This window comes from Salinicoccus hispanicus (assembly GCF_009831115.1).
Lineage (GTDB): Bacteria > Bacillota > Bacilli > Staphylococcales > Salinicoccaceae > Salinicoccus > Salinicoccus hispanicus.
Window position 1 is genome coordinate 256,815 of record NZ_WUUK01000003.1, and the last position, 23,780, is coordinate 280,594.

Annotated in this window: 19 protein-coding genes and 1 pseudogene; 6 read left to right on the plus strand and 14 right to left on the minus strand. The window is 44.2% G+C overall.

Annotation, left to right across the window (positions count from 1 at the left end; genetic code table 11):
- Positions 1–85 precede the first annotated feature (85 nt).
- The 10 genes from GQ671_RS08665 to GQ671_RS08710 form a co-directional block, all read right to left on the minus strand.
- Positions 86–1,255: a PD-(D/E)XK nuclease family protein gene (locus tag GQ671_RS08665; RefSeq protein ID WP_160655701.1), complete on the minus strand. Its 1,170-nt coding sequence runs from the start codon at positions 1,253–1,255 to the stop codon at positions 86–88.
- Between the two features lie 281 nt (positions 1,256–1,536).
- The gene (locus GQ671_RS08670; RefSeq protein WP_160655704.1) at positions 1,537–3,147 is read right to left on the minus strand and encodes an OPT/YSL family transporter; all 1,611 of its coding nucleotides are present in this window, start codon (positions 3,145–3,147) and stop codon (positions 1,537–1,539) included.
- A gap of 1 nt (position 3,148) precedes the next feature.
- Positions 3,149–3,793 carry an aspartate/glutamate racemase family protein gene (locus tag GQ671_RS08675; RefSeq protein ID WP_246153217.1) on the minus strand — a complete coding sequence of 215 codons (645 nt, stop codon included), beginning with the start codon at positions 3,791–3,793 and terminating at the stop codon, positions 3,149–3,151.
- Between the two features lie 31 nt (positions 3,794–3,824).
- A complete protein-coding gene (locus GQ671_RS08680; RefSeq protein ID WP_160655710.1) occupies positions 3,825–4,898 on the minus strand; it encodes a M24 family metallopeptidase in 1,074 nt (357 codons plus the stop codon).
- A 28-nt stretch (positions 4,899–4,926) separates the two neighbouring features.
- Positions 4,927–5,598 carry an AroM family protein gene (locus GQ671_RS08685; RefSeq protein ID WP_160655712.1) on the minus strand — a complete coding sequence of 224 codons (672 nt, stop codon included), beginning with the start codon at positions 5,596–5,598 and terminating at the stop codon, positions 4,927–4,929.
- Positions 5,595–6,707 carry a DUF917 domain-containing protein gene (locus tag GQ671_RS08690; protein ID WP_160655715.1) on the minus strand — a complete coding sequence of 371 codons (1,113 nt, stop codon included), beginning with the start codon at positions 6,705–6,707 and terminating at the stop codon, positions 5,595–5,597. Before GQ671_RS08690 ends, GQ671_RS08685 begins: the two co-directional genes overlap by 4 nt.
- 43 nt (positions 6,708–6,750) lie before the next feature.
- Entirely contained in the window at positions 6,751–7,686 is a 936-nt protein-coding gene (locus GQ671_RS08695; protein WP_160655718.1) for a DUF1177 domain-containing protein, read from the minus strand.
- Positions 7,687–7,918: 232 nt separating this feature from the next.
- On the minus strand, positions 7,919–8,797 hold the full coding sequence (locus GQ671_RS08700; RefSeq protein WP_246153218.1) for an IclR family transcriptional regulator: 879 nt from the start codon (positions 8,795–8,797) through the stop codon (positions 7,919–7,921).
- Positions 8,691–10,367 (minus strand): hydantoinase B/oxoprolinase family protein, encoded by a 1,677-nt coding sequence (locus GQ671_RS08705; RefSeq protein WP_160655721.1) that lies wholly within the window; start codon positions 10,365–10,367, stop codon positions 8,691–8,693. The genes GQ671_RS08700 and GQ671_RS08705 overlap by 107 nt, the downstream gene beginning before the upstream one ends.
- A 1-nt stretch (position 10,368) precedes the next feature.
- Entirely contained in the window at positions 10,369–12,414 is a 2,046-nt protein-coding gene (locus GQ671_RS08710; protein ID WP_160655724.1) for a hydantoinase/oxoprolinase family protein, read from the minus strand.
- 284 nt (positions 12,415–12,698) lie between these two features.
- On the opposite strand from GQ671_RS08710, the gene GQ671_RS08715 reads away from it, so the two are divergent.
- The 3 genes from GQ671_RS08715 (at position 12,699) to GQ671_RS08725 (ending at position 17,044) form a co-directional block, all read left to right on the plus strand.
- Positions 12,699–14,222, plus strand: coding sequence for a Na+/H+ antiporter NhaC family protein (locus GQ671_RS08715; RefSeq protein ID WP_246153219.1), 1,524 nt, complete (start codon positions 12,699–12,701; stop codon positions 14,220–14,222).
- Positions 14,223–14,344: 122 nt separating this feature from the next.
- Entirely contained in the window at positions 14,345–15,532 is a 1,188-nt protein-coding gene (locus GQ671_RS08720) for a MalY/PatB family protein (RefSeq protein ID WP_160655727.1), read from the plus strand.
- Positions 15,533–15,664: 132 nt separating this feature from the next.
- Positions 15,665–17,044 (plus strand): DHA2 family efflux MFS transporter permease subunit, encoded by a 1,380-nt coding sequence (locus tag GQ671_RS08725; RefSeq protein ID WP_160655730.1) that lies wholly within the window; start codon positions 15,665–15,667, stop codon positions 17,042–17,044.
- 42 nt (positions 17,045–17,086) lie between these two features.
- Here GQ671_RS08725 and GQ671_RS08730 read toward each other — a convergent pair whose 3' ends face one another.
- The 4 genes and pseudogenes from GQ671_RS08730 to GQ671_RS08740 form a co-directional block, all read right to left on the minus strand.
- A complete protein-coding gene (locus tag GQ671_RS08730) occupies positions 17,087–18,247 on the minus strand; it encodes an aminotransferase class I/II-fold pyridoxal phosphate-dependent enzyme (protein WP_160655733.1) in 1,161 nt (386 codons plus the stop codon).
- A gap of 67 nt (positions 18,248–18,314) precedes the next feature.
- Positions 18,315–18,488: pseudogene (locus tag GQ671_RS13155) on the minus strand (IS30 family transposase); the annotation flags it as partial.
- 161 nt (positions 18,489–18,649) lie between these two features.
- Positions 18,650–19,114, minus strand: coding sequence for a TspO/MBR family protein (locus GQ671_RS08735; protein ID WP_160655736.1), 465 nt, complete (start codon positions 19,112–19,114; stop codon positions 18,650–18,652).
- Positions 19,115–19,563: 449 nt separating this feature from the next.
- The gene (locus GQ671_RS08740) at positions 19,564–20,949 is read right to left on the minus strand and encodes a PQQ-dependent sugar dehydrogenase (protein ID WP_160655739.1); all 1,386 of its coding nucleotides are present in this window, start codon (positions 20,947–20,949) and stop codon (positions 19,564–19,566) included.
- A gap of 135 nt (positions 20,950–21,084) precedes the next feature.
- Between GQ671_RS08740 and GQ671_RS08745 the strand changes: the two genes are divergently transcribed.
- The 3 genes from GQ671_RS08745 (at position 21,085) to GQ671_RS08755 (ending at position 23,745) form a co-directional block, all read left to right on the plus strand.
- On the plus strand, positions 21,085–21,282 hold the full coding sequence (locus tag GQ671_RS08745) for a hypothetical protein (RefSeq protein WP_160655742.1): 198 nt from the start codon (positions 21,085–21,087) through the stop codon (positions 21,280–21,282).
- A gap of 122 nt (positions 21,283–21,404) precedes the next feature.
- A complete protein-coding gene (locus GQ671_RS08750; RefSeq protein WP_160655745.1) occupies positions 21,405–22,748 on the plus strand; it encodes a YjiH family protein in 1,344 nt (447 codons plus the stop codon).
- A gap of 94 nt (positions 22,749–22,842) precedes the next feature.
- Positions 22,843–23,745 carry a DUF5996 family protein gene (locus GQ671_RS08755; RefSeq protein WP_160655748.1) on the plus strand — a complete coding sequence of 301 codons (903 nt, stop codon included), beginning with the start codon at positions 22,843–22,845 and terminating at the stop codon, positions 23,743–23,745.
- Positions 23,746–23,780 lie beyond the last annotated feature (35 nt).

Sequence of the window (23,780 nt, forward strand, 5' to 3'; positions counted from 1 at the left end):
TACTAACTAAAGATATCTTGGACTTTTCAGAAATAAACAATAATATGTGAAAAAATATTAGATAGACTTTCCTATCAATCTACCTTTAAAGTACTTCATTCTTCATACTTTCTATCGCTTTATCTACTACTGCCCCATAATCACGATGCCAATTCCTAAATACTGATTCTATTAATTTAAAGCTTTCTACCACACTTTCTTTGTTAGTATAATTTATATCTATCACTTCAATTAAATACTGATCTTTTACTTTCTTAAAAGGGAGCGGCTTATTGTTTTGAAAGTATTGTCGAGATTCTTTACTTTCAACATCAATAGTTAGTTTTAATTTATTTGGCAAGATAAAGCCTTGAGTAGATTCTTCATCAAGCCTTCCCACTTCGTAATGGATGTCGAACTCGTCCCACCTTGTATGATTCAACTGAAACCAAAACTGGTTTTGAGTACTCTTCCCAATTTTATGCTCCCATTCCTCATCATCAAATACAGTATTCAAGCATTCGATTAGATCATTTTTAAATGCATTTAAGTTCTTTTGTCCTTCTTCCACAATTTTTTGCAGTTCTTGTGTGTTCGTTCCAATAAAACGTGCCCATTCTTCATTCATACTGCTTTCTCCCCCTTTTAAGTACTCTTCCACATAATTTACAAAGTCTTCAAGAAGAAAGGCACTTCTCAAGTTATTCAGATAGTCGAAGTGTAGTTTCCTAAATGCTTCTGCCAGTTCTTCAAATGTTATATGTATAAAATCATCGTATGGAATTTCTCTGCTCCACTTCGGAGTTAGTAGTATCAGTACAGGTATTTTCTTCTCTTCGCTTTTTTCTGCGTTGCCGACTATACTTTGCCCATACTTTTTCAATTGATTTATATGTAATGCTGCGTAGATTTTACTTTCTATACCAATCAGAAGTTTATCTGTAGTAATGAGAAAGTCGATTCTTTGCGCCTGACCAAGAGCTTCTTCTCGAGAAACTTCCACCAGTTCATTCTCCGTTACAACGTAGTCTTCTTCGTACTCTTCTCCCTTTAGCTTCAGTTTGGAAAAGTATAAGCTTAACAAAGCATTCAATGGTGCTTCTGATCCGAACCTCTCTGGATCAATCAGGAAAGCCAACCAATTGCTGATATAGTTCTCTTTATGTTCAATTCCAAATATTCTTGCCGTCGTGTCTAGTTTTTTCTTTACAGTACTTTCAGGTATATTTGCCAACTTTAACGTCATTTCATCAAATTTAAAATTTACAATCGACATATTCAGTCCCTCCTATTAAATTACATTATACCTTAAACGATAAAGAAGATTCTGTTTAGCTCGGAATCTTCACCGTCTATCATCCACGATTTCGCAAGACAGCTCTTTCTACCTAACATTATTCTGTCAGGTTTCCCTTCTCTATTACACTTGAAGCCATACTCTACTCAATATGAAGACACAACAATCCCCCTTAAAATCCAGCTTTACTAACTACCGAATTATTAAGAGGGTATAATGATTAAACTTATTTAATTGTCATAAAGATGAATATGCGTTCCCTATCTCGCTCTGAAAATAGAGTTGAAGAAACTGTAGAGAGCATCGCCTGCAATAAATCCTGCGGCAGCTGTGTACATCGTATTCTGAGCTTCTTCTCCTTTGATCTTAAGGATGGTGACTCTGATTGCCAACCCTGCAATCACTGTCCAACCGGCGATTGGATTTACCAGCAGTAATCCAGTGGAGAATAGAATACCCATCTGTCTTTTTGGTCCACCGATCAGTTGGAGCAGCGCACCTGGAATGGCCCATAGTACAATGGCCCACGCCACGGAGCTGTCTGCACCTGCTTCTATCGTCGCTGCGAATACATAGTCGACAGGGGGTACAAGATCTTGGGCAAAATAACTGCCGTGGAATAATGCGACCATCACTATGGCGATACCAAATCCGATCAAGGAGACGAAGAACTGCATTCTTCGTCCTTCCAGTTCAAACTCAAGTGATTCCTTCGATCTGAGAATGAACCCTGCTTTGAAGTCATATCCCATATCTGCAAATGCGGGGCCTGTCGCTGCGGTATACCCTACAAGCATTGCCAGAGCTGGTATCGGGAACCCGAACAGGATACCTACTACCAAGGAAATCAAAGAGACGGCAAATGCCGGAAACCAGCCGGAGTGCATTGCAGCAATACCTACTATTATTTCAGTGATGATTGCAGCAAACGCAGCATAGACAATAAATAAGAGAACCATCGTTAAAGACATATCCGTGATTATACCTGAAATTACTGCAAGCAGTAATGCTCCGATTATGTAGGCAACATAGCCAAAACCAAGTGCCTTGCCGACTTCTCTTTCTGTTCTTGTAACGCTTCGGTCTGGCTCAACCGCTTCATTGACCTGCATTGCTGGATCATTTTCATCTCTTTTTCTTCCTTTATTTCCTTTAATCAATAAGTAAATGAACTGTCCAAAGGCGACGAGTCCGGCACCGACCATGATACCATGTGGAATATATTCGTCACTCATCGTGATTCCGAATAGAAATTCCGAGTATCCACTAAGTAATAGTCCTAAGCCAAACATGGTCAGGGCGATGATATTACCAATGAATGCAACACCAAATGCTGACATCGGTATTCCAGCCATGGCTCCCCCGATACCAGCTAAAATACCAAATCCGAGAATACCTGCTTTCTTTCCACCTTCATCCCCAGCTTTGATTGCTTCTGCGGTTGCGATACCAGGCGGCCACGCGCCAGAGGCAGGGAAGACTTGTGAACCGAATAGTCTATACATTATTGTACCATCAATAACTAAAGCAATCCCTGCTCCAATAAGCATCGGAGTGATCAGTTCCGGCATGCCCAATACAAACGGAACACCGATTGGTATGAACAAGGTGTTTCCTGCACCAAACGTTGCAGCGGAAATTGCAGTCTGTATCAGGTTCTGATTGTGCGTCGATCTGAACTTATACAGAAAGGCAAACGGTATTCTTCCAAGCACCATAGCAAATAATGCACCAATGATGGAGGTGTTTGCTGTTATACCTAATGTAGTAATCAACTGCATTCCGATTATTGCACCCATCACAGTGAGTATAATGATCAGAATGATGAATACAGGATCAAAAAATATATTCTTCTGTTTTGTCTCTTTCATCTTATTCACCCCTTAATATAAATGACAACATGTTGCCTTCTGCTTCGACTGGGTCGATTACTGGTATCCCAAGCTGGTCTTCAATCATCTCTCCAAAACCGATTGTTACGTAACCTGTACATGCAAATACTATTATTTCAGCTCCATCGTTTATCAACTCTTTAGCTGAAGACATGGACTTTTCTTTTGCTTCTTCCTTCAGCAAGTCAGCTGTGTTATTTACATCTTCAGGCTTCCTCCACGAAACCAGACTGTCACCCATGATTTCTATCATGGGAGCCGGCACTTCGTTGGCAATCGTCAGAACACCTATCTTATTTGAGATTGTCTTCGCCATATGAGCCGCACAGCTTCCAGCACCTACAACCGGAATGGAAACTGCTTGCCTGACCAACTCCAAACCTGGATCAGCTGCACAGCTTATCGCGATACCATCGACTGCATGCTTCTCTTCCATTTCTTTAGCCAGCTCTACGATTTTAGGAATGGCTTCATGCTCGCTTTCAACATCATAGATACCTTTCGGCTGATCAGTGATACACCGGTTTATGCAACCGAGATTATAGAGTTTCTCGATTTTATTACCGTGTGCATGCAGTATCTTCTGATCTTCAGTCGTAAACACTCTTATGATTCCTACTGGCAAAACATCCATCCCCTTTACTGATATATAGCATTCAGACTTCAATCAGATCTTTTTCAAGGTTCATCAAGTTTTTATGTCCATCTTCAGTGACTGCAATTGTGTCCTCTATCCTTATGCCGAACTTGTTGGGTATGTATACCCCAGGCTCAACCGAGAACACCATTCCAGGTTCCAAGATCATTTCATTATTCTGCATAATGTATGGTTCTTCATGTGGATTGATTCCCAATCCATGTCCAGTACGATGGTTGAAATACGCGCCATAACCATGGGAACGAATGATGCCCCTTGCTGCTTCGTCTATTTCGCCCGCTGTTATTCCAGGTTTTACAAGATTGACGGCATGCTGCTGGGCTTCTTTTACTATTTCATAAGCTTTTCTTGCTTCGTCCGATATGTTGCCTACAGCCACAGTTCTGCATATGTCTCCGACATAACCATCTATTAAGCAGCCAAAATCGATGACGACCAGTTCCCCCGTCTCTATCTTCTTTCCACCAGCTCTGCCGTGCGGGCTTGCACCTCTCGGTCCAGAAGCAACAATGGTTTCGAACGGCGTTCCTGCAGACCCTCTCTTTTTCATTTCGTATTCCAGTTGTGCAGCCACTTCGACCTCCGGAATGCCTGATCTGATATATGGAAGCGTTGCTTTAAAACTATCCTCCAATACATTCACAGCGTTCAGCAGCCCAGCAATTTCCTGATCCTCTTTTATTAACCTGAAAGCGTTGATCAGATGATCTGCATCCGTCAATTCACAGCCAAGCGATTGAAACACTCGATATTCCGTCACTCTGCAATTACTGTATTCCACACTTGCTCTAAAATCTTCTTGGGGCAGCACTGCCTTCAATTGCTGTAGCGCACCTTCGATGCCTTCCTCGTCCTTATAGCTGATCACATTGTTTTCAAATACCGCTTTGAACTTATCCTGTTCCACTTCTGGTACAAGTGAATGAATTTCTCCATTTCTGAGGATCGCTATGAATGTCACTCTTTCACTCTGTTTGATCTTCAGGCCAGTGAAGTAGAGCATGTTAGGTCCTGGAACTATGAAAGTGGCATCCACATCATTCTGGCGCATCAATTTCAATAGCTTGTTCATTGCTGTATCATTAATCTGTAACACCTCCTTAAAGAAACTCGGATAGGATTTTCACCATCAGCGTATTTGATAGTATCACCGGTATGGTCACTTGGGCTGAAACCGCCTCTTTCATTTCCTCCGTGTATCCCATGCAATCCATCAATATGAAGTCGGCATTGCTTTGTTCCAAACTTTTGGCTGACACAACTATTTCATCCAGATCCAAGTAGGGAGAGGCACTTGCTATTAATGGATCCAGACCATATTTCCCCCACTTATCTTCCATCATTGACTTCTGATTCTCGTGTGGTATTAGTAGGCCCATCTTGCGATGCTTGGCAATATTGCTGATTACGGGAGAGATGATCTGATCTGGCAGATACAAGTTCGAAGTTTTTAGCACGATATCAGGAAAAGTGCCCGTACATAACAGGAGTATATGCTTATATCCTCTGTTTTCAGCATTCTGGATGATTTTCTGCAAGTGATCTTCGACGATTTTTGCATTTAATTCAATAGAATGCTCATCATCCACCCTGGAAACAAGCACTTCATCCTGGTCACTATAGCTGGAAATTACCGACATCTCGTAGTCCGTTAGATCATCCAGTACGCCAACCTGTTCCACAGCAATGTCATCACTTAGATAGCGTTCCATTACTGGACTGATATCTTTTCTTGGCGACCTGCCGATTGTAATTGCAAGCAAATTGGTCATCGGTTCTGATCACCTTCTTCAAAGACATCTGCGATATATTTGAGTATTTCTTTATCCACCACTTGTTCTACAACTTCATAGTTCGATTCCAACCTCATTCCACTGCCGAGAATCAGATTATCTCTGGAAGTATATATGACTGTAATTTCCTGTTCAGTCCGCAATTGTGCGCTCGTAACCGGATTTCCACTATCACTCTCAAACGTCATCAGCAAGTCAGGGAAAGTGGCAAGCCTTTCGCCGGAATCTTTTTCACAAGTAATATATTCATTCCATATCGTGAGCTCGAATGATTCTTTTCCTGAATTGACTACGACCTTTCCCAGATCAAAGCCGTCCACTGTTTCAAACACCAATGACTCGACCTTGCCTCTGCACACTATCTTTCCTTTCAGAACTTCTACTACCTTATCTATCTTTTCCGTACCGCTATTACCAGACTGGTGGGCGATACCCACATCGTAGGCCTGCGATAGCGCATTGACCGCTCCATTGGATGCCAGATAATCTTTTGTTACAGGATTTCTTGCTACCGCAACAAATCCACCTGCTGAAATTGAAGCCTGTCTGACCAGCTTTGAAGCAGTACCCAGACTGCCTCGTATTGTCTGGCTCAACCGGAAGTCAGTATGCGGCCTTCCACCTACGGCTGTTTGGAAAGATTCATAATCCTCTAGCATGTTCAATTGCATTGACCCCATGACTCCGGTAGGGTGTGCCCGTCCATTACATGACACGTCGAGAACAGGAATACCTGTTACAGCCGATTGAAAGAAACCGTTAACTGTTGCAATGCCGCCATTTTCATTTGTGATCAATGCTTTGGGCTTATTGCCAGTCACCTTTTCAATCAGTTCGATGGCTTCAACATAATCAAGCGGTTGTACAAACTGATTCTTCGCGGCAGGTGCTCCTACAGCCGACACGGTAACGATCATATCGTCATCTTCCAGTTCATCCAGAGCAAGCAGGCTGGGCTGTCCGATCTCAAATGCCAGCTTGCCCATTTTCAAGCCTTCTTTGATGGCACCACCACCGCCACCTCCTAGAATGCTGCCTCCAACAACCAAGGCTTCCAACATTTCCGGTCTCAATTCATTAATGCTCATTCTACTCTCCCCTTTACAGTCTCATCGGTAAAAGATGGGGTACCTATTTTTCCCCCAGTGTCTGAAGGTGGGCCATTGAACCGTAAAGATTACGCAATTTTGCATATTCTTCTGCATCATGGAAGAAAGCCTTTTGCTTACCAAACTGTTTAGCTGCTTCAACAGAAAATCTCGCCGCTTCTTCCACATCATTCAACTGTGAGGCGCCGCTGCCACTCCCTGGTACTGCCACTCCTGAAGTGATAGCAAGGCCAACCACAGGCTTGTCAGTAGCAGTACATGGTTGTAGAATGCTGTTTATATGATATACATCATTACCATACGGGGTGATATCCTGCATGGTGATCGGCAGTACAGAGGCCGGCTTTCCTGTAACGTTCTGTAAAATATCGATCAGTGTCTCACTCACTCTGAGGATGTACCCTTCCTTGACAGTCGGTGAAATGCATATTCCTCTGAAGTTGGTGATCCGGTTGCCTTTCGTGGCATCGATGGTTATGATTGCATCCATTTCATCATCAATTTCATGCTCGTTCATTACCGTCATATCCACTGAGGAACCCATAAATGGTACAGGATCATGCGGTATGGTAGGTGCATTAGGATCGATATGGGTTGCAATAATGACATCACCTTCCAGGCTCTCTCCGTTATTTTTCATATCAACAATTTTCAGTGCAGAAGTTAATGCAGCTAATGCACCGTCGCCATCTGAAACGAACCCTGTCTGCTCAGGTCTCGCACCTATTCCCCCAAGCCTTCCGATAATACCCAGTGTTGGCGCTTCTCCTCCTGCTGCTTTTCCATTGATGCCAGGAATTTTGATTTTCAGAAAATCGGTACCCCCATCATCTTCTCTGATTTCAGTTACTGTAATCTCCTTATGTCCATAAGAATTGAATAGATGCTCAATCTGTTCACCATTTGCGTCAGGTCTGTCTAATTCTTTGAATATTTTCAGGATAAGTTCATGCAACATGTGAAGTCCTCCTTAATAAGATTTCAAGCAAAAGAATAAAAAACTAATTATTCAGAAATAAATGGGCGTCTAATGGTTCTTTGTAAGAACCATCTGTTCTTAATATGTTTCGATTATACAGCTACCTATTATTCATTGCAATAGTTTACTGAAAAATCAAAGTATTCTTATCAATCATAATAAAAAAACACAAACTACTAATAGTGTAGTTTGTGCTTGATACAAAAAATAATTAAAGGTAATTATCTTTATCAAAAATACTTATGATTTCTGTTATTTTCTCTGTCGATTCCATCAGCATGGCAAGAATCGTCTGCCTGTTATCTTCATTTATTCTATAGACTGGCCCAGCTATCGTCAGTGAAGCCAGGATCTTCCCTTCAGAGTTGAATAACGGGGTACTGATTCCGAATACATCATCGGAATATTCTCCTTCTGTATAAGCCCATCTGCGAGATTGTATTATCCTAAGGTCCTTGAGCAGGTCTTCTTTTTCAGTAGTGGACTTTTCGGTCATTTTTTTCAACCCTTGGGCTATGATCTCATTTTGCTGCTCTTCTGATAGAAATGCCATGATCGATTTGGCTGAGGCTCCCAAGTAAAGAGGGGTCCGTGTCCCTTTTGAAACGGCAAATCTGATATTGCTTGAGCTTTCCGCTATTTCAACAGTGACGCCCTCATATCCTTCTTTCCACGTCAGGAAAACTGATTCCCCAGTCCTTTCACTTAAAGCTTCCATTATCGGCAGTATTAAGTCCGACATTTTATCCTTGCTTCTATAGGCTGCAAGCAAGGGAGCAAGTCCAGGACCAAGCTCATATTTCTTTGAATCTGGATTTTGAGTCAAAACCTGCTTGTCTTCAAAGGTTCTTAATACCCTATAGATGATGGTATGGTTTACCCCCATCTCTTTTGACAGGTCCCTCAATCCCCATGAAGGATTCTCTTTCGTAAACATTGAAAGTACTTCAATTGCAAAACCTAAAGATTTTAACGTCATAGCATTACCTCTGTTTATATCCGAATTGATCCATGGCTTCCTCTTCAGTGTAAAAGCCGTTTTTAATATCCTTCTCAACCTTACCATATTCCCTGTCGGAAGGGTTGCCATATCCACCACCGGACGGTGTTACAAGTTCGACCACATCTCCTTTGTCCAGAGGGAGTCTTGTAGTCACACCTAAAGGACCTATGATATTTCCATTGGCCTTATGCACTTCAATATAGCTGGAAGCACCTTTTTCTCCGCCTTTCATTCCCCACGGTTTAAATTGATGTCTTCCGTAGGTTGCAGACAGATACTGGTTATCACTCAGGATCTCATATGATCTAACAACACCGCGTCCGCCTATATATTCTCCTGCACCACTGCTGTCTTTCCTGAAACCATAATTGCCGACAAGAACCCCATACTTTGCCTCAGCAACCTCTATTGGAACATTATACGTTTCACCATTACCCATACAGAATTGTCCACTTTGTCCATCCGCTTCATTTGCTGCGCCCCATCCACCGACAGACGGTTCAACTATCAGAAAGTCTTCCCCATTATCCGGATGAGTACCGGCTACTGTGACGGAACATACCGATAGGGAATGACCCGCAGGTAATTTCTCGGGTATTTCAGGTGCTAAAGCCTTCCAGATCAACTCTGCCCCACCCAATCTGGCTTCAAAGTTCATGGATACCGGTGCCGGTCGTTCAGCAGATAATATGGATTTTTCATCCGTTATGATCTTCAGTGGTCTGAACAATCCTTCAGTAATATTGAACTGTGGCTGAACAATTGCCAGGTACATCACCCTTACACTGGCCAAGAGCCCAAAATAGGAACAGTTCACTGGATGGGACACTTGAGGATGAGACCCTCTGAAATCACAGATGAACGCATCCTCTGTAATCGTCACCTTGACTTTTATTTTATAAGGTCCGCCTTTCTCGGGATCTCCTTCTATATAGTCTTCAGCTTCAAAAACACCTTTTGGCAAGGAAGCGATGACTTGTTGAGAGTATTCTGCTGAACTTGAAATCAAGTCAGCAATCACTTGTTCTATCGTTTCTTTTGAATGAAGGCCACATAATTCCTTGAACCTTTTCTCACCGGTTCTTAGAGCCGCTACTTGCGCCCACATATCTCCGATCGAGAACTGAGGCAGCCTGATATTGTCTGTGATGATTGTTTCGACGCTTTTATTCAAAACACCTGCATCAAACAGCTTTACACCAGATAGCTGCAATCCCTCTTGATAGATTTCATTGGAATCACTTGTCAATGAACCTGGATTCTTGCCCCCAACATCTGTCCAATGGCCTTTGTTGGCTGAAAAAGCTACCAGCTTATTTTCATGGAAAATAGGCATTACGAGTCCGACATCAGAAAGATGGGATCCTCCTCCAATGTACGGATCATTAATAATGATGATATCTCCTGCTTTCAGTTCTTCACCGAACTTATCAAGGACAGATTTTACCATTGGACTCAGCATACCAATAAATGATGTTACACCATTGCCCTGGCTTATCAGATTTCCTTTGGCGTCAGTCAGTCCACATGCGTAGTCCAAAACTTCATAAATGATGGGACTCATTGATGTGCGGGCCAATGCAATAAACATTTCTTCACCAATGGACATCAATGAATCCTTGATGATTTCCTTGACGTATGGATTTGTTCCAGCCATATCATCTCACCTCTATTGTTAGAATAATATTACCATATACATCGATCTCAGCTTGCTGATTCTCAAGAATCAATGTGGACGATGTTTTCTCTTCTATAACGGCTGGACCCTCGACCAGGTGTCCTTTGCGGAGCAGATTCCTATCATAGATTCTTGTTTTTACCCAGCCATGTTCCTTATAGTAGATATTTCTGTTTTCCTTTATGGTCTCTTCAAGTTCCAGACCATTGGCTTCCAATTCCTTGAGAGCCGGCTTTTCAATTTCACCAATAGTCGTCAGATGCATATTCACGATTTCTACTTCAGTGTTCTCAAGTCTGAAAGAGTATGTGAATTCATGCATCTCATGGAACTTGATCTTGGCTTCTTCTATGAAATCTTGATTCCATTCATCATTTCCAATAGGCATCTTCACCGTATGTTCTTGACCTTCATACCTTAAGTCGACAGACCTTTCGAACTTGATTGGGAATCTATCCAGATTATTTTTGGAAAAGTCCTCTAAAGAAGCCTTCTCCATATCAGTCCATTGCTTATTGATATCTTCAAAGTCGAGAGCACCGAATTTTTTCAGATAGGTCTGTATATTGTCTTTTCTTGCATCCGACATAAGCATCCCCCAGGCAGAAAAGACTGAGGCAGCATGCGGAATGACGACTTTCCTGATTTTCAAATTTCTAGCCAGCTCTGCAGCATGCATGGGGCCGCCTCCCCCGAATGCTATCATGGTGAAGTCCTGAGGATTGTATCCTTTCCGAACTGAAATCAATTTTAATGCATTGAGCATATTTGAATTCGCAATATCAATAATGCCCAAAGCGCCGTCTTCTGCGGAAGTTCCGAAAGGTTTCGCCACCTGCTTATCTATTGCTTCTCGAACTTGTGAAAAATCAACATCACTATCAAAATTCTTATCAGATAACCTGCCAATATATAGATTCGCGTCTGTTGTGGTTGCTTTTTCCCCACCTTGTCCGTAAGAGACCGGTCCAGGGGTGGATCCTGCAGATTGAGGACCGACTTTCAATGAACCCAGTTCATCAATCCAGGCGATGGACCCTCCACCATTACCAATTTCCACTATATCCACTACCGGTACCTTGATCGGATATCCTGCGTACTTATCATTCTTCTCAATGTAGTAGTCTGTAGAGACTTTCACGTTGCCTTCACTTATCAATGAGCATTTTGCTGTTGTTCCCCCTATATCAAAAGATATGATGTTGGATTCTCCTATTATTTCACCAAGTATAGCGGCACCGTATACCCCTGCAACTGGACCGGATTCCACTAGATTGAGCGGATACTTCTTAGAATCGGAAAAAGAAGTGATACCACCATTGGATTGCATGATATAACGATTATTATTGGAACTTTTACTGTTGAGCCTGCCATCAAGGCTATCGATGTAACTTTCCATTACCGGCTTTACATATGCATTCAAAACAGTTGTATTGGTTCGCTCGTACTCTCTCCATTCTTTAATCATTTCGTGGGAAGCAGTAACAGGCAGTTCCGGCCAGTTCTCGTTGATCAGTCTGGTGATTTCAATTTCATGCCCAGGATTCTTATAGGCGTGCAGGAGGCAGATGGCGATGGCCTCTACGCCCTCATCTCTAAAATATTCAATGGCATCAATGACATTCTGTTCATTGAGCGTCTGTAGCACTTCTCCTTTGTAGTTCATTCTCTCTTCTACTTCCAACCTCAAATACCTTTCGACAAATGGTTCAGGCTTTTTATATTTGAAATTGTATAGATCTGGTCTGTTGCCTCTTGCAATCTCAAGAACATCCCTAGTGCCCTTTGTTGTAATCAATCCTACTTTTGACCCCTTTCTTTCCGTCAAAGTATTAATCACCACTGTAGAACCATGTATGAACATTTCAATCGATTCGTAGTCCAGACCCGATTGCGCCATAACATTCATGACGCCTTCTTCGAAGTTTGGTGGCGTGGTATGTGCCTTATCAAAAACAAAATCACCATTATCATTCATATAAAGTAAATCAGTAAAAGTTCCGCCGATATCTGTTGTTACTTTCATACTATCCCTCCTGTTGGTTCTTAAAAAGAACCATTGGTTCATATAATATTAATAATAGTATTAATTCTGAAAATTATCAATAATTAAATAGAACTCATTAATATTTTTAGAGGAGGAGACCTCCAGATTCAGCTACTGCTTTTAATACATATCAACTCAGTTGAATTCATAACTGTCTCTTGGTTCTATAAACTCATTGGAGAGAAAAATTTTTATTGCATATCTTCGCATATTTATTTAATATATATACATATTGTTTCATATTTATAAACGGAGGTGCTTTTTTGGAATTTGAAGCTTACGGCATGCTGTCACTGCTGCCGGTCATCATCGCAATTCTGCTCGCATTCATTACTAAAAACGTCATCATATCTTTATTCCTTGGCGCCCTGGCAGGTGTATTCATCATCAATGGCCTGAACCCGATCGACTCGATCACGACATTCATCGGAGACTATGTATTCGTCCAGCTGACGGATAGCTATAATGCGGCTGTCATTGCGCTGCTCATCTTCATCGGCGGATTTGTATCTCTGATGGAGAAATCCGGAGGTGCTGTTGCATTTGCGAAAAGTGTATCGAAGTACATTACGACACGCACGAAGGCAACACTAGCCACCTGGTTTGGTGGCATCATCATATTCTTCTCCGATATCGGTACACCGCTCATCGTCGGACCGATATTTGAATCTACATATGACAAATTGAAGGTTTCACGAGAAAAACTGGCCTGGATCTTGGACTCCACAGCAACACCCGTTGCGGTACTGATCCCATTCATTGGCTGGGGGATCTACATCATGGGGCTGATCAATGAGGAGTTCGCAAGACTGGGACTCACTGAATCGGATTTCAGCGCCTATATGAATGCTTGGCCCTACTTCATCTATCCGATTCTTGCGGTACTGATTGTTCCTGCAGTTGTCCTACTCAAAAGAGACTTCGGACCGATGCGCACTGCTGAGAAAAGAACAACTGAGGGTGAGAGATACTGGCCGAATGCCGCACCATTGAGACAACCTGCTGCACCGGACCTGCAGGCTGAGAACAACAGCCGTCCAATACTGATCTGGCTGCCGCTCGCTGTACTGTTCGTCACGCTATTCGGCCTGCTGGTTCCTGAAGGATTCCCATTCGAGGCAGTTTCCGGTTCAACATTCAGGGTGGCACTGAGTACGGCCTATCTGTTCGCAAGCATCACCCTGATCATCCTGATGATCTCCTTTAAAGTACACACATTCAAGGCATCGTTTGAAATCTATACGACAGGCATGCAGCGCATGATCAATGTCATCGTTATCATCGTCCTGGCATGGGCGATCGGCATGGTGCTTGAAGAGATGGGCACTGCCAACTATATTGTCCAGATCATTGATGGCAACATTCCGCTCGTAGTCATTCCGATGCTGATTTTCATTGTCGGTTCTGTCATGGCATTTGCGAGTGGGACATCATGGGGCACGTTCGCAATCATGCTGCCGATCGCCATTCCGATTGCCGCCCAGCTCGATATCTCCATCTACATCTGCATTGGCGCGGTCATTTCAGCGGGTATATTCGGCGACCACTGTTCACCGATTTCCGATTCGACGATTCTTTCGTCCACAGGTGCAGGGAGTGATCATATCGACCATGTTAAAACCCAACTGCCGATGGCACTATTGAACGGCACTATCACAGTCATCGCACTGTTTGTCGGTACACTCACCGACAGTCCACTCATTGTAGTCGGTGCCATTGCACTGATGGTCATCAGCGTGTTCATCATGAGCAGGCTGCCGGACAGGAAAACAGCATCAGAGCAGTAATACAAAAGAATATCTCCCTGATTGAAAGACTTCTTTGCCATCATGCGTTGTTTCAAGGGATGCTTTATTCTATAGTGGATATATGGTTTAAAATGAAGGATATGATAGGAAGGGAGATACATATGGATATACAAACGTTTGTAGACCGCTATTATGTAGAACGCAAAAACACGAATTCAACGAAATGGGATCTGCTCGAGGAACGTTTCGGCGATGCGGATCTGCTGCCGATTTGGGTGGCGGATATGGAATTCAAGGCACCGGATGGTGTCATAGAGGCACTGACGGAACGTGTACAGCATGGGGCCTACGGCTATTCGTTCATTCCGGATGCCTACTACGATACCTACTCCAACTGGATGGAATCACGCTTCGGCTATAAGGTGGAGAAGGAATGGTGCCGTCCGGCGACGGGTGTTGTATCCGCACTCTACTGGTTCATGAACTGTTATACGGAAGAAGGGGATGCGGTGATCATCACACCACCGGTCTATTACCCATTCTTCAATGTCATCAAGGATCTTGACCGCAAGCTTGTGACTGCGGATATGACGGATAATGATGGCCGCTTCGAACTCGACTTCGAGCTGTTCGAGCAGCGTATTGAGGAAAATGACGTAAAGCTCTTCATTTTATGTTCACCGCATAATCCGGCAGGTCGCGTGTGGACGGAAACGGAACTTGAACGCATGCTTGCCATTTGTGAGAAGCATGATGTCCTCGTCATTGCCGACGAGATCCATCAGGACTTTACTTACGGCGATCACACCCATACGCCGGCACCCCTTGTTGCCGGTGGCAAGTACGCCGACCGCATTCTGCTCGTCAATGCTGCCTCCAAGTCATTCAACCTGCCGGGACTGCTCCATGCCAACATCGTCATCCAGAACGCCGAGCTACGTGGACAGTTCGACAACTATGCGGGTCAGCATATCAAGAGTGAGAAGAACATCCTCGGCCACATTGCAACGCAAGCTGCCTATGAGACCGGAGAAGAATGGCTTGATGCTCTGAAATCCGTTATCCTATCGAACTTCGACTATCTGAAGACGCAACTCGCGGAACATATCCCGGAAGCGAAAGTATGCACGTTCGAAGGCACCTACTTACCGATGGTCGATCTACGTGGTTTCCTCGCCCCTGAAGATGTGAAGGATTTCATTCAGGAAAAATGCAAGCTCGCTGTCGACTACGGAGACTGGTTCGGCGATGCCTATCAGGGCTATGTGCGTCTGAATCTTGCGACACATCCGAAGTTCATTGAAGAAGCTGTCGATCGTATCGTTACCGAATATAAAAAACTGAAGTAAATAAAATGCCCTAGATTCCGTTGCGGATCCAGGGCATTTTTTGTATGATCTCTTTCGATCAATAGGCATTTTGACCGGCTCCTCCGTTTATGCAACAATGAATACAAATGAACCGGAGCGGAGGGGATCGGTATGGCAAAAGAAAAACTGGAGAATAAAGGTGTTGTTGTGGTGATCATCGCCGCAGCTTTTCTTTTGACCTTCAACCAATTCCTTTTAATCACAGCATTTCCAACAATCATGGCGGAATTCGATATTAATGCCACTCAGGTGCAGTGGCTGACCAATGCCTTCATCCTCGTTGCATTAATCTTCATTCCGATGTCGGGGTACCTTTCTACGACCTATTCCGCCCGGACACTCATCATCTTCTCACTCACCTGTCTATTGGTCGGTACGGCAATCGGCGGCTGGTCACCGAACTTCGGTGTACTGCTGCTATCACGTATGATCCAGGCGGTGGGGGCTGGCATCATCCTGCCGCTGATCCAGACGATACTGCTGATCGTCTTTCCCTATCACCGGCGGGGATTTGCGATGGGACTGCTTGGTGCCGTAACGAACATTGCCCCTGCTTCCGCGCCATCCATTTCAGGTATCATCATCGACTATCTTGACTGGCGGGCGCTACATTGGGTAATTCTTCCATTCATCCTGATCACATTCGTACTCGCACTCTTCTTCATGAAGAATGTACTCGAGCAGAACCGGTCGACACTCGACATCCGTTCCGTCATCCTATCGGCATCCGGGTTTGCGCTATTCATTCTCGGTCTTAGCAACATCAGCACCTATGGATTCCTGAATGTCTTCACTATACTTCCAATGGTCATTGGTCTCGTCGGTATACTGTTCTTCATCAGCCGACAGTTCAAAATACCAGTGCCCATAATGAACCTTAATCTCTTCAGGAACAGGACATTCAGCCTGGCCATCATTTTGATATTCATCAACATGATGCTTCTGCTGTCTACCGAAACAATTCTGCCGATGTTTGCACAGAATGCGCTTGGCACCAGTGCGTTCCTGTCCGGGTTCCTGCTCGTCCCAGGCACCATCATCCTATCTGTCATCACTTTCATTTCAGGTAACCTCTACGACAGATACGGAGGCAAACGGATCGCCACAATCGGATTCGCCTGTACGACCGCTTCCCTCATCCTGCTCAACACTGTCGGCATCGATGATTCACCCTACTGGGTCATGGTCCACTTCTGTCTGTTCATGACCGGATTCGGACTGACACTCATGCCACTCGTCACTGTCAGCATGTCGGAACTCGGGAAGGCCGATATCCCCCATGGTTCGGCAATTGTCAATACCGTACGCCAGTTCGCCATGGCCTTCGGCATCATCATACTGACATCCATCATCAGCATCACCGTTGCGGTCATGGATGCCCCTTATGCAGAAAGCAATTATGCCGGTACTTCGTATGCCCTGGTGGTGATGGCAGTGCTTGGCGCCATTGGACTCATTCTGACGCTGAGATTGAAGGAGAAAAGGGACTGACCACATAAAGATGCCCTTCAGATTAATTCTGAAGGGCATCTTTTATTTTTCTTCCAGCATATTGATATATTTCTCAAGGCGATCCGCCGCTTCTGTCAGCTCTTCCATGCTGCAGGCGAATGACAGTCGGATATGCCCTTCCCCATATCCCGAAAATGAACGCCCAGGGACGACCGCGAGCTGGACACTTTCCAATAGATCAGTCGCGAACTTGAAGGAATCGTCTTCATATTTCCTGATGGACGGGAAGATATAGAAGGCACCGGTCGGTCTGGATACTTCGAGCCCCATATCGATCAGCCGCCTGTAGATGTAGTCGCGTCGCTCGATATACGATGCATTCATCTCCTCGGGCACATGCCTCTGGTTCTTCAGTGCTTCAATGGCGGCGTACTGGCTCGGGATGGCCGCACAGATTGTGTTGTAGAGATGGACCGCAGTGATGTCTTCCATGATTGTCTTATCACCTACAACGTAGCCGATACGCCAACCGGTCATGGCATGGGACTTGCTGAGTCCGTTGACGACGAGCACCTTCTCTTTGATGTCGGTGTAGCTCGACAGACTGATATGTTCCCCTTCCAATGTATTCTCCGCATATATTTCATCAGTGATGATGAATATGTCATGCTGCCTGAACACTTCGACCAGCGCGTCCATCTGTGGCTTCGTATACGTCACCCCTGTCGGGTTGGTCGGATAGTTGAGGATGATAGCCTTCGTCCGATCAGTGATATTGGATTCGATCAGTTCCGGTGTTGCAATAAAATCCGTTTCCGTCATATCGACAAACTTTGTTACGCCACCCGAGAGTTCGACAATAGGTTCATATCCAAGGTAGGTTGGTGCCGGAATAAGCACTTCATCGCCAGGATCGAGGATGGCACGCAGGATGGCGTCGATGCCCTCACTGCCCCCCACTGTCACCAGCACTTCCCCATTCGGATCATACTCCGCTTCATATTTTTCCCTGTAGTACTGGCTGATGGTCTCTCTCAGTTCGAAGAGGCCTGTGTTATGGGAGTATTTCATGGATTTCGTATTGATCGCCTCAATGGCTGCATTCTTGATGGGCTGTGGTGTTTCAAAGTCCGGCTGACCCAGTGTCAGATCCACCGCATCCGGAAACTCATCCACCCGGTTCGCAAACTGCCGTGTGCCGGGCACTTCGATATCTTTCATACGCCTATTCGCCTGTGGCATCGTATCCCTCTTTCACTATGATTTCATGTCGATTATAACAGATATTCCATCTTTAACTTTAATACGCCTATTTTATTACAGATGATGTGCGATAGTTTAATAACTTTTTCGGTATGTGTTTTCTTCTTGCGGCGACAAATGAGACAAAAGTTTGACCCACCATGTTGCCATCCATGTTTCTAGACGGTTCATGTTTTCTGGGCAATCCATTGGAGCCCTGATTTAATCCCCGTTGCGACGGGATACTCGAACAGGCCCCTAGGCATCTAATGACTATCTATTAATGGTGATATTGATAATTGAGTGTGCATAGAAAAACCCGAACAATGGACGTTTTTCTTGATTATCCATTGTTCCGGTTGTGTTTCATATGACTCCAGAAGTCTTTAACTTAGAGTTCTGTTATTTTTTGCGGTTTAGATACCAGCTTCCCAGTGTGAGGTAAGCTGCGAATGTTGTCCATAGTGTATATGGCAACAGAATGAAGCCCGACAGTCTGCTCACTTTGAAGAATTTGGATACTACAGCGTACATCGTAACCCAGATCATTACACTGTTCACCAATGCGAGTTGACGTTTTCTGAGCCGGAAAAACAGGAAGGACCAAGTGTAGTTGATGATAAGGTGAACCCTGAACAGTCTACTTGCCTTACGATTGCCTTTTTTGTTGACGATGGCATGGGCCAGTCCCATCGTCAGATATAGAAAGGTCCACATGGGAGCAAAAATTTTACGCGGTGGGGCAAAGGGCGGCTGTCTAAGCTTCTTATATTGTCTCGGTGCGGATCTAGTAGATAATTTCCCTACTGTTTTACCTAATATGAGCGGGGTGACAAGATGAAATATAAACTCGATGACTGGTTTCATAGAATATCCTCATTTCCGAATTTGGTAACAAGTATATACTATATTCAGTTTAAAGACATAACGATAGTGATGTCGAAGATGCGGGTAATATTGAAGAACTTCTGGATACACAAAGTAGTTTGCCTAAATCAATAATAGAAGAAGAAAACGTGAACAAAACACCGCCGTTGAAGGAATACAGGCAGACTAGCAACCCTGGCATCTAGTCATTTATGTATACTGAGCATTCTGTTGCCGGGTCTGTGGTAAGTACTCTGCCATTTGATGGTAGGAAAAATAGGAGCGGTGTTTCGATTTTGTGGCAGTAATCATTGTGCAAATATTTGAAGCAAGCGTTTGCAAGGAGAAAATAGAAGCAGACATTCATGAAATACATAAATGTCTGCTTCATTAATATTGTCGAGCCACTTAAGTCTATCAATAATAGATTATTCAGCGTCTTCTTCTGTTCATTCACCTGCTGCAGTAACTCTATAGATCGAACCGCCATCAGTGGCTGCAATAAGCTCGCCATCCTCAGTTACAAGGATATCACGGAAACGTTCGCCTTCTTCAGTCAATAGACGTTCTTCTCCAACGATGGTGTCGTCTTCAATAACGACACGTACAATATAGTTCGGCGCTAGACCACCGATGAACAAGTTGTTCTCCCATTCAGGGATTGCGTCGTTGTCATAGAATGACATGCCACTTGGTGCACTTGTCGGATCCCAATAATATCTTGGTTCAACAAAGCCTTGCGCCTCGTGCTCTGAAATACCCTCATTGATCAATTCACCAGTGTATTCGATACCATAGGAGACGATTGGCCATCCATAGTTATTGCCTGGTTCAATGATATTCAGTTCATCCCCAGCCTGTGGACCGAATTCAACAATCCATAAGTCTCCTGTTTCAGGGTGGAAGTCCACACCTTGAATATTACGGTGACCGTAGCTGTAGATGCCATCCAGTGCGTCTTCATCTTCGACGAACGGATTCGAATCCACTGGTTCTCCATCTGGTGTAATGTGGATGACTTTACCCAAGTAGGCATCCAAGTCTTGTGCACGTTCGCGGATCGGGTCATCTGAACGCTCACCGGTTGTTAGGAACAGGTTGCCATCATCATCAAAAATAATACGTCCACCATAGTGCAAGGTGCCATCATATGCTGGTGTTGCCTGGAAGATCACTTCAAAATCTTCAAGTGAGGTTTCATCTTCTGACAACATACCTTTACCGACAGCAGTTACAGTACCCCCTTCGATATCTTGAGCAAATGTCATAAACACTAATCTTGATTCGTCAAAATCAGGTGCAATGGTGACATCAAGCAAACCACCCTGATCTTCGCTGTTCACTTCTGGTGTCCCTTCGATTGGATCCGAAACAGAGCCATCTTCAAGGTTTACGATAAGAAGTTCTGCTGAATCCCTTTGTGTAACAAGCAGGCGGTTTGTATCAAACTCCTGCATACCCCAAGGCACGCCAAGACCTTCAGCAACAACTTCCACCTCAAGTTCTGCTTCAGTCTCTACTTCAGGTGCTCTTGTCTGTTCCGGGAATGCGGGTTCAAACTCAGTAACTTTTGGTTCAGTTTCTGCTGATTCAGATCCAGTATCTGTACTTTCATCACTTTCTTCTGTTGCTTCTTCGGATTCTTCACTCTCTTCTGTTGTTTCCTCCGGTTCTTCAGTGGATTCTTCAGTAGATTCCTCAGTTTCTTCTGTTGCAGTATCTGATTCTTCAGTTGATTCTTCTTCTGAAGTACCACCATTGCCACATGCTGCCAAAGCCAACACAAAGATCAGCATCAGCAGGAACGTTAATCTTGACCACGAAACTTTCCCCATCGTTTTTCCTCCCCTTTATATAATATTGAACTGAATATTTTAAAATCCAGTCCTTAATACCCAGCATCAAAAATGGTTAAGACTTTCATATCATGACTGAAAGTATGAACTCCTTTGTATATAATTTTATCACAATTGTCTGAAAATTTTAATGATAAATTTACTATATTCACTATAAATGGAATTATACCATTTACTGATTTAGGTGATGACTTGCACTACAATTTAAAAAAACAGCTTATTTTTCACCGAGACCGCTGGGTTTTGAAGTTGAATGAGCAAAGCAACAATGGAAATATAAAAAATTTATCAGAAGAAGCCTTTGTAAGTTAGATTTCTTGGTTGGATAGCCCCCTAAATATATGACTTATTTTTTGACGTTAAAATGTATAGACATGAACCAATTTTTCCTTTATTATTAATTCATTCATAAAGATACGTAAAGAGGTTTATTTATGCATTTTTCTACTCAGACCAAAGTAAAGACATGGACAATTTCAATCATTGCCCTGCTTCTGTTCATCGTCCCGGTCTACTTCAACGGTCAATGGACCATCATCCTCGGTATATTTGCCGACTACATATTGGGCAACTACGACACTTTGATTCCAGCAATACTTGCTGTCATCATGGGAATATTTCTGATTGTCACCCTCTACGGTACACTGATCAACCGCAATGCCTTCGGTAGCTCTCAAAAACTGAAGGACATATTTGTCCTCGACTGGCTCTGGTTCACACTGCGTGTCCTTGGCACTCTATTTGCCGGCATGGTTGTGCTTGGACTGGGACCTGAAGCAATCACAAGTGATGCGACTGGCGGCACGATGATGTACAGCCTCGTCCCCATCCTTGCAACGTGGCTATTGCTTGCAGCCTTCCTGATGCCGCTGCTCATGAACTTCGGGCTGATGGAATTCATCGGTACGTTCCTCGAGCCGGTCATCCGCCCGCTGTATAAAGTTCCCGGCCGCTCCTCCATCGATGCACTCGCTTCATGGATGGGCAGCAGTCCGGTCGGTGTCATGATTACTACCCAGCAGTATGAAAAAGGATTCTATACAAAACGTGAAGCGATGAATATCGCAACCAACTTCTCGGTCCTCTCCATCCCTTTCAGCCTGGTCATTGCCTCTTTCATCGGTATCGAGGAATATTTCCTCCAGTTCTATATGACGATGGCCGTCGCCTGCATACTGACGGCCCTTGTCATGGTACGCATCCCTCCGTTATCCAGGAAGGAAGATACGTACTACGAAGTGACGGGCAAGCAGATCGATGACAGGAATGTTGAAAGTACAATGCTCAAAACCGCAACGACACGTGCCTACAGAAGAGCGGACGAAAGTGATGGTCCGAAAGGCATCATCAAGGACGGCACATTGAACGTCGTCGATATATATGGCGGTCTGATCCCTGTCGTCATCGCCATCGGTACGCTGGCCTTGATTTTCGCAGAGTATACACCCGTATTCACCTACTTGAGCTACCCGGTCCAGTTGATTCTCGAGCTCATCAATGTACCTGAAGCGTCTGCTGCAGCACCTGCGTTCATCATCGGTGTCACCGACATGTTCCTGCCATCGGTCATCGGTTCCGGTCTCGACAGCATGTTCACCAAGTTCCTGATCGCCACCATGTCCCTCGTGCAGATCATCTACTTCTCAGAAGTCGGCGCACTGCTCCTCAAATCGAAGATCCCCGTATCCGTATGGGAACTGCTTGCCATATTCTTACTGAGGACAATTATCTCATTCCCGATCATCTATGTACTGGCACTGCTGTTTGTTGGATACTGATTAATACCCAGGCTGAGCCTGGGTGTTTTTCTTTTGGTACAGTTGATGGCATCTTGACCGATTTCTTGGTTATAATGTCCTTGAGGTGATGTATATGAGTTTTTATCAGGAAAATGTAAATGAGATGACGACACTGCAGCTTGTTTCTCAGATTATCGGTAAAATCAAACTTGAATATGCACATCAGCAGCCCCAGTGGGCACACGTCGTTCTGGACATCACACCGCGTGGATTTACGACTGGACTATTGAAGCAGGATGAGGAGATTTTCGGCATCGAAGCAGATCTCGTCCACAACCGCATCATCATCGAGACCGTCACGGATGACAGGACCATTGATCTTGCCGACGGCAAGACCATAAGTTCATACTATGAGGACATCATGACAGCAACGCGCGAACTTGGCCTGGATATTTCCATCTATTCGACGCCACAGGAAATGAAGACGACAACACCTTTCGAAAATGACGAAACGCATCATCACTACAATCCGGAGGTTTCCCGGGAAATACTGAAGTGGTTCCAGTATGCCAGCGATGCGGAATCAATGTTCCTTGCACCTCTCAGAATACGCAAAGCGATGCCTGGACTGTTCTGGGGGACTTTCGATGTCTCCTGCATTGCAATTTACGACCAGTTCGAACCTTTCGCAGACGATTCGAAAATCATTGAACGTGCTGCGTTCGATGAACACATGATCGAGTTCGGCTTCTGGCTCGGTGATGACAAATACAAGCATCCGACATTCTTTGTCCTGCCCTATCCTTTTGTGTCCGATACGGTACTTGAAGTCGATGACAGTTTCCCTGAAGACAGCTACTTTGAAGCGGACATGGCCGAGTATCTGTACGAAATGAAAAATGGGCGACATGAAGAAGAGAAGGAAAAGATCGTCCAGTTCTTCAAGGCGTCCTTCATCAAGTCACGACAGTATCTCGACTGGGACAACCAGCAGCACTGCTTCAATTCTTTGAAGATGAATAGGAATAAAAGATAGGAGATATTTCCCGGTGAGCATCATCCTCTCCGGGG

Excerpts from the sequence above, each read along its gene's own strand:
- GQ671_RS08665 (WP_160655701.1), bottom strand. The coding sequence starts at position 1,255 with ATGTCGATTGTAAATTTTAAATTTGATGAAATGACGTTAAAGTTGGCA.
- GQ671_RS08670 (WP_160655704.1), bottom strand. The coding sequence starts at position 3,147 with ATGAAAGAGACAAAACAGAAGAATATATTTTTTGATCCTGTATTCATC.
- GQ671_RS08680 (WP_160655710.1), bottom strand. The coding sequence starts at position 4,898 with ATGAACAAGCTATTGAAATTGATGCGCCAGAATGATGTGGATGCCACT.
- GQ671_RS08685 (WP_160655712.1), bottom strand. The coding sequence starts at position 5,598 with ATGACCAATTTGCTTGCAATTACAATCGGCAGGTCGCCAAGAAAAGAT.
- GQ671_RS08690 (WP_160655715.1), bottom strand. The coding sequence starts at position 6,707 with ATGAGCATTAATGAATTGAGACCGGAAATGTTGGAAGCCTTGGTTGTT.
- GQ671_RS08695 (WP_160655718.1), bottom strand. The coding sequence starts at position 7,686 with ATGTTGCATGAACTTATCCTGAAAATATTCAAAGAATTAGACAGACCT.
- GQ671_RS08700 (WP_246153218.1), bottom strand. The coding sequence starts at position 8,797 with ATGGCAACCCTTCCGACAGGGAATATGGTAAGGTTGAGAAGGATATTA.
- GQ671_RS08705 (WP_160655721.1), bottom strand. The coding sequence starts at position 10,367 with ATGGCTGGAACAAATCCATACGTCAAGGAAATCATCAAGGATTCATTG.
- GQ671_RS08710 (WP_160655724.1), bottom strand. The coding sequence starts at position 12,414 with ATGAAAGTAACAACAGATATCGGCGGAACTTTTACTGATTTACTTTAT.
- GQ671_RS08720 (WP_160655727.1), top strand. The coding sequence starts at position 14,345 with ATGGATATACAAACGTTTGTAGACCGCTATTATGTAGAACGCAAAAAC.
- GQ671_RS08725 (WP_160655730.1), top strand. The coding sequence starts at position 15,665 with ATGGCAAAAGAAAAACTGGAGAATAAAGGTGTTGTTGTGGTGATCATC.
- GQ671_RS08730 (WP_160655733.1), bottom strand. The coding sequence starts at position 18,247 with ATGCCACAGGCGAATAGGCGTATGAAAGATATCGAAGTGCCCGGCACA.
- GQ671_RS08735 (WP_160655736.1), bottom strand. The coding sequence starts at position 19,114 with ATGAAACCAGTCATCGAGTTTATATTTCATCTTGTCACCCCGCTCATA.
- GQ671_RS08740 (WP_160655739.1), bottom strand. The coding sequence starts at position 20,949 with ATGGGGAAAGTTTCGTGGTCAAGATTAACGTTCCTGCTGATGCTGATC.
- GQ671_RS08750 (WP_160655745.1), top strand. The coding sequence starts at position 21,405 with ATGCATTTTTCTACTCAGACCAAAGTAAAGACATGGACAATTTCAATC.
- GQ671_RS08755 (WP_160655748.1), top strand. The coding sequence starts at position 22,843 with ATGAGTTTTTATCAGGAAAATGTAAATGAGATGACGACACTGCAGCTT.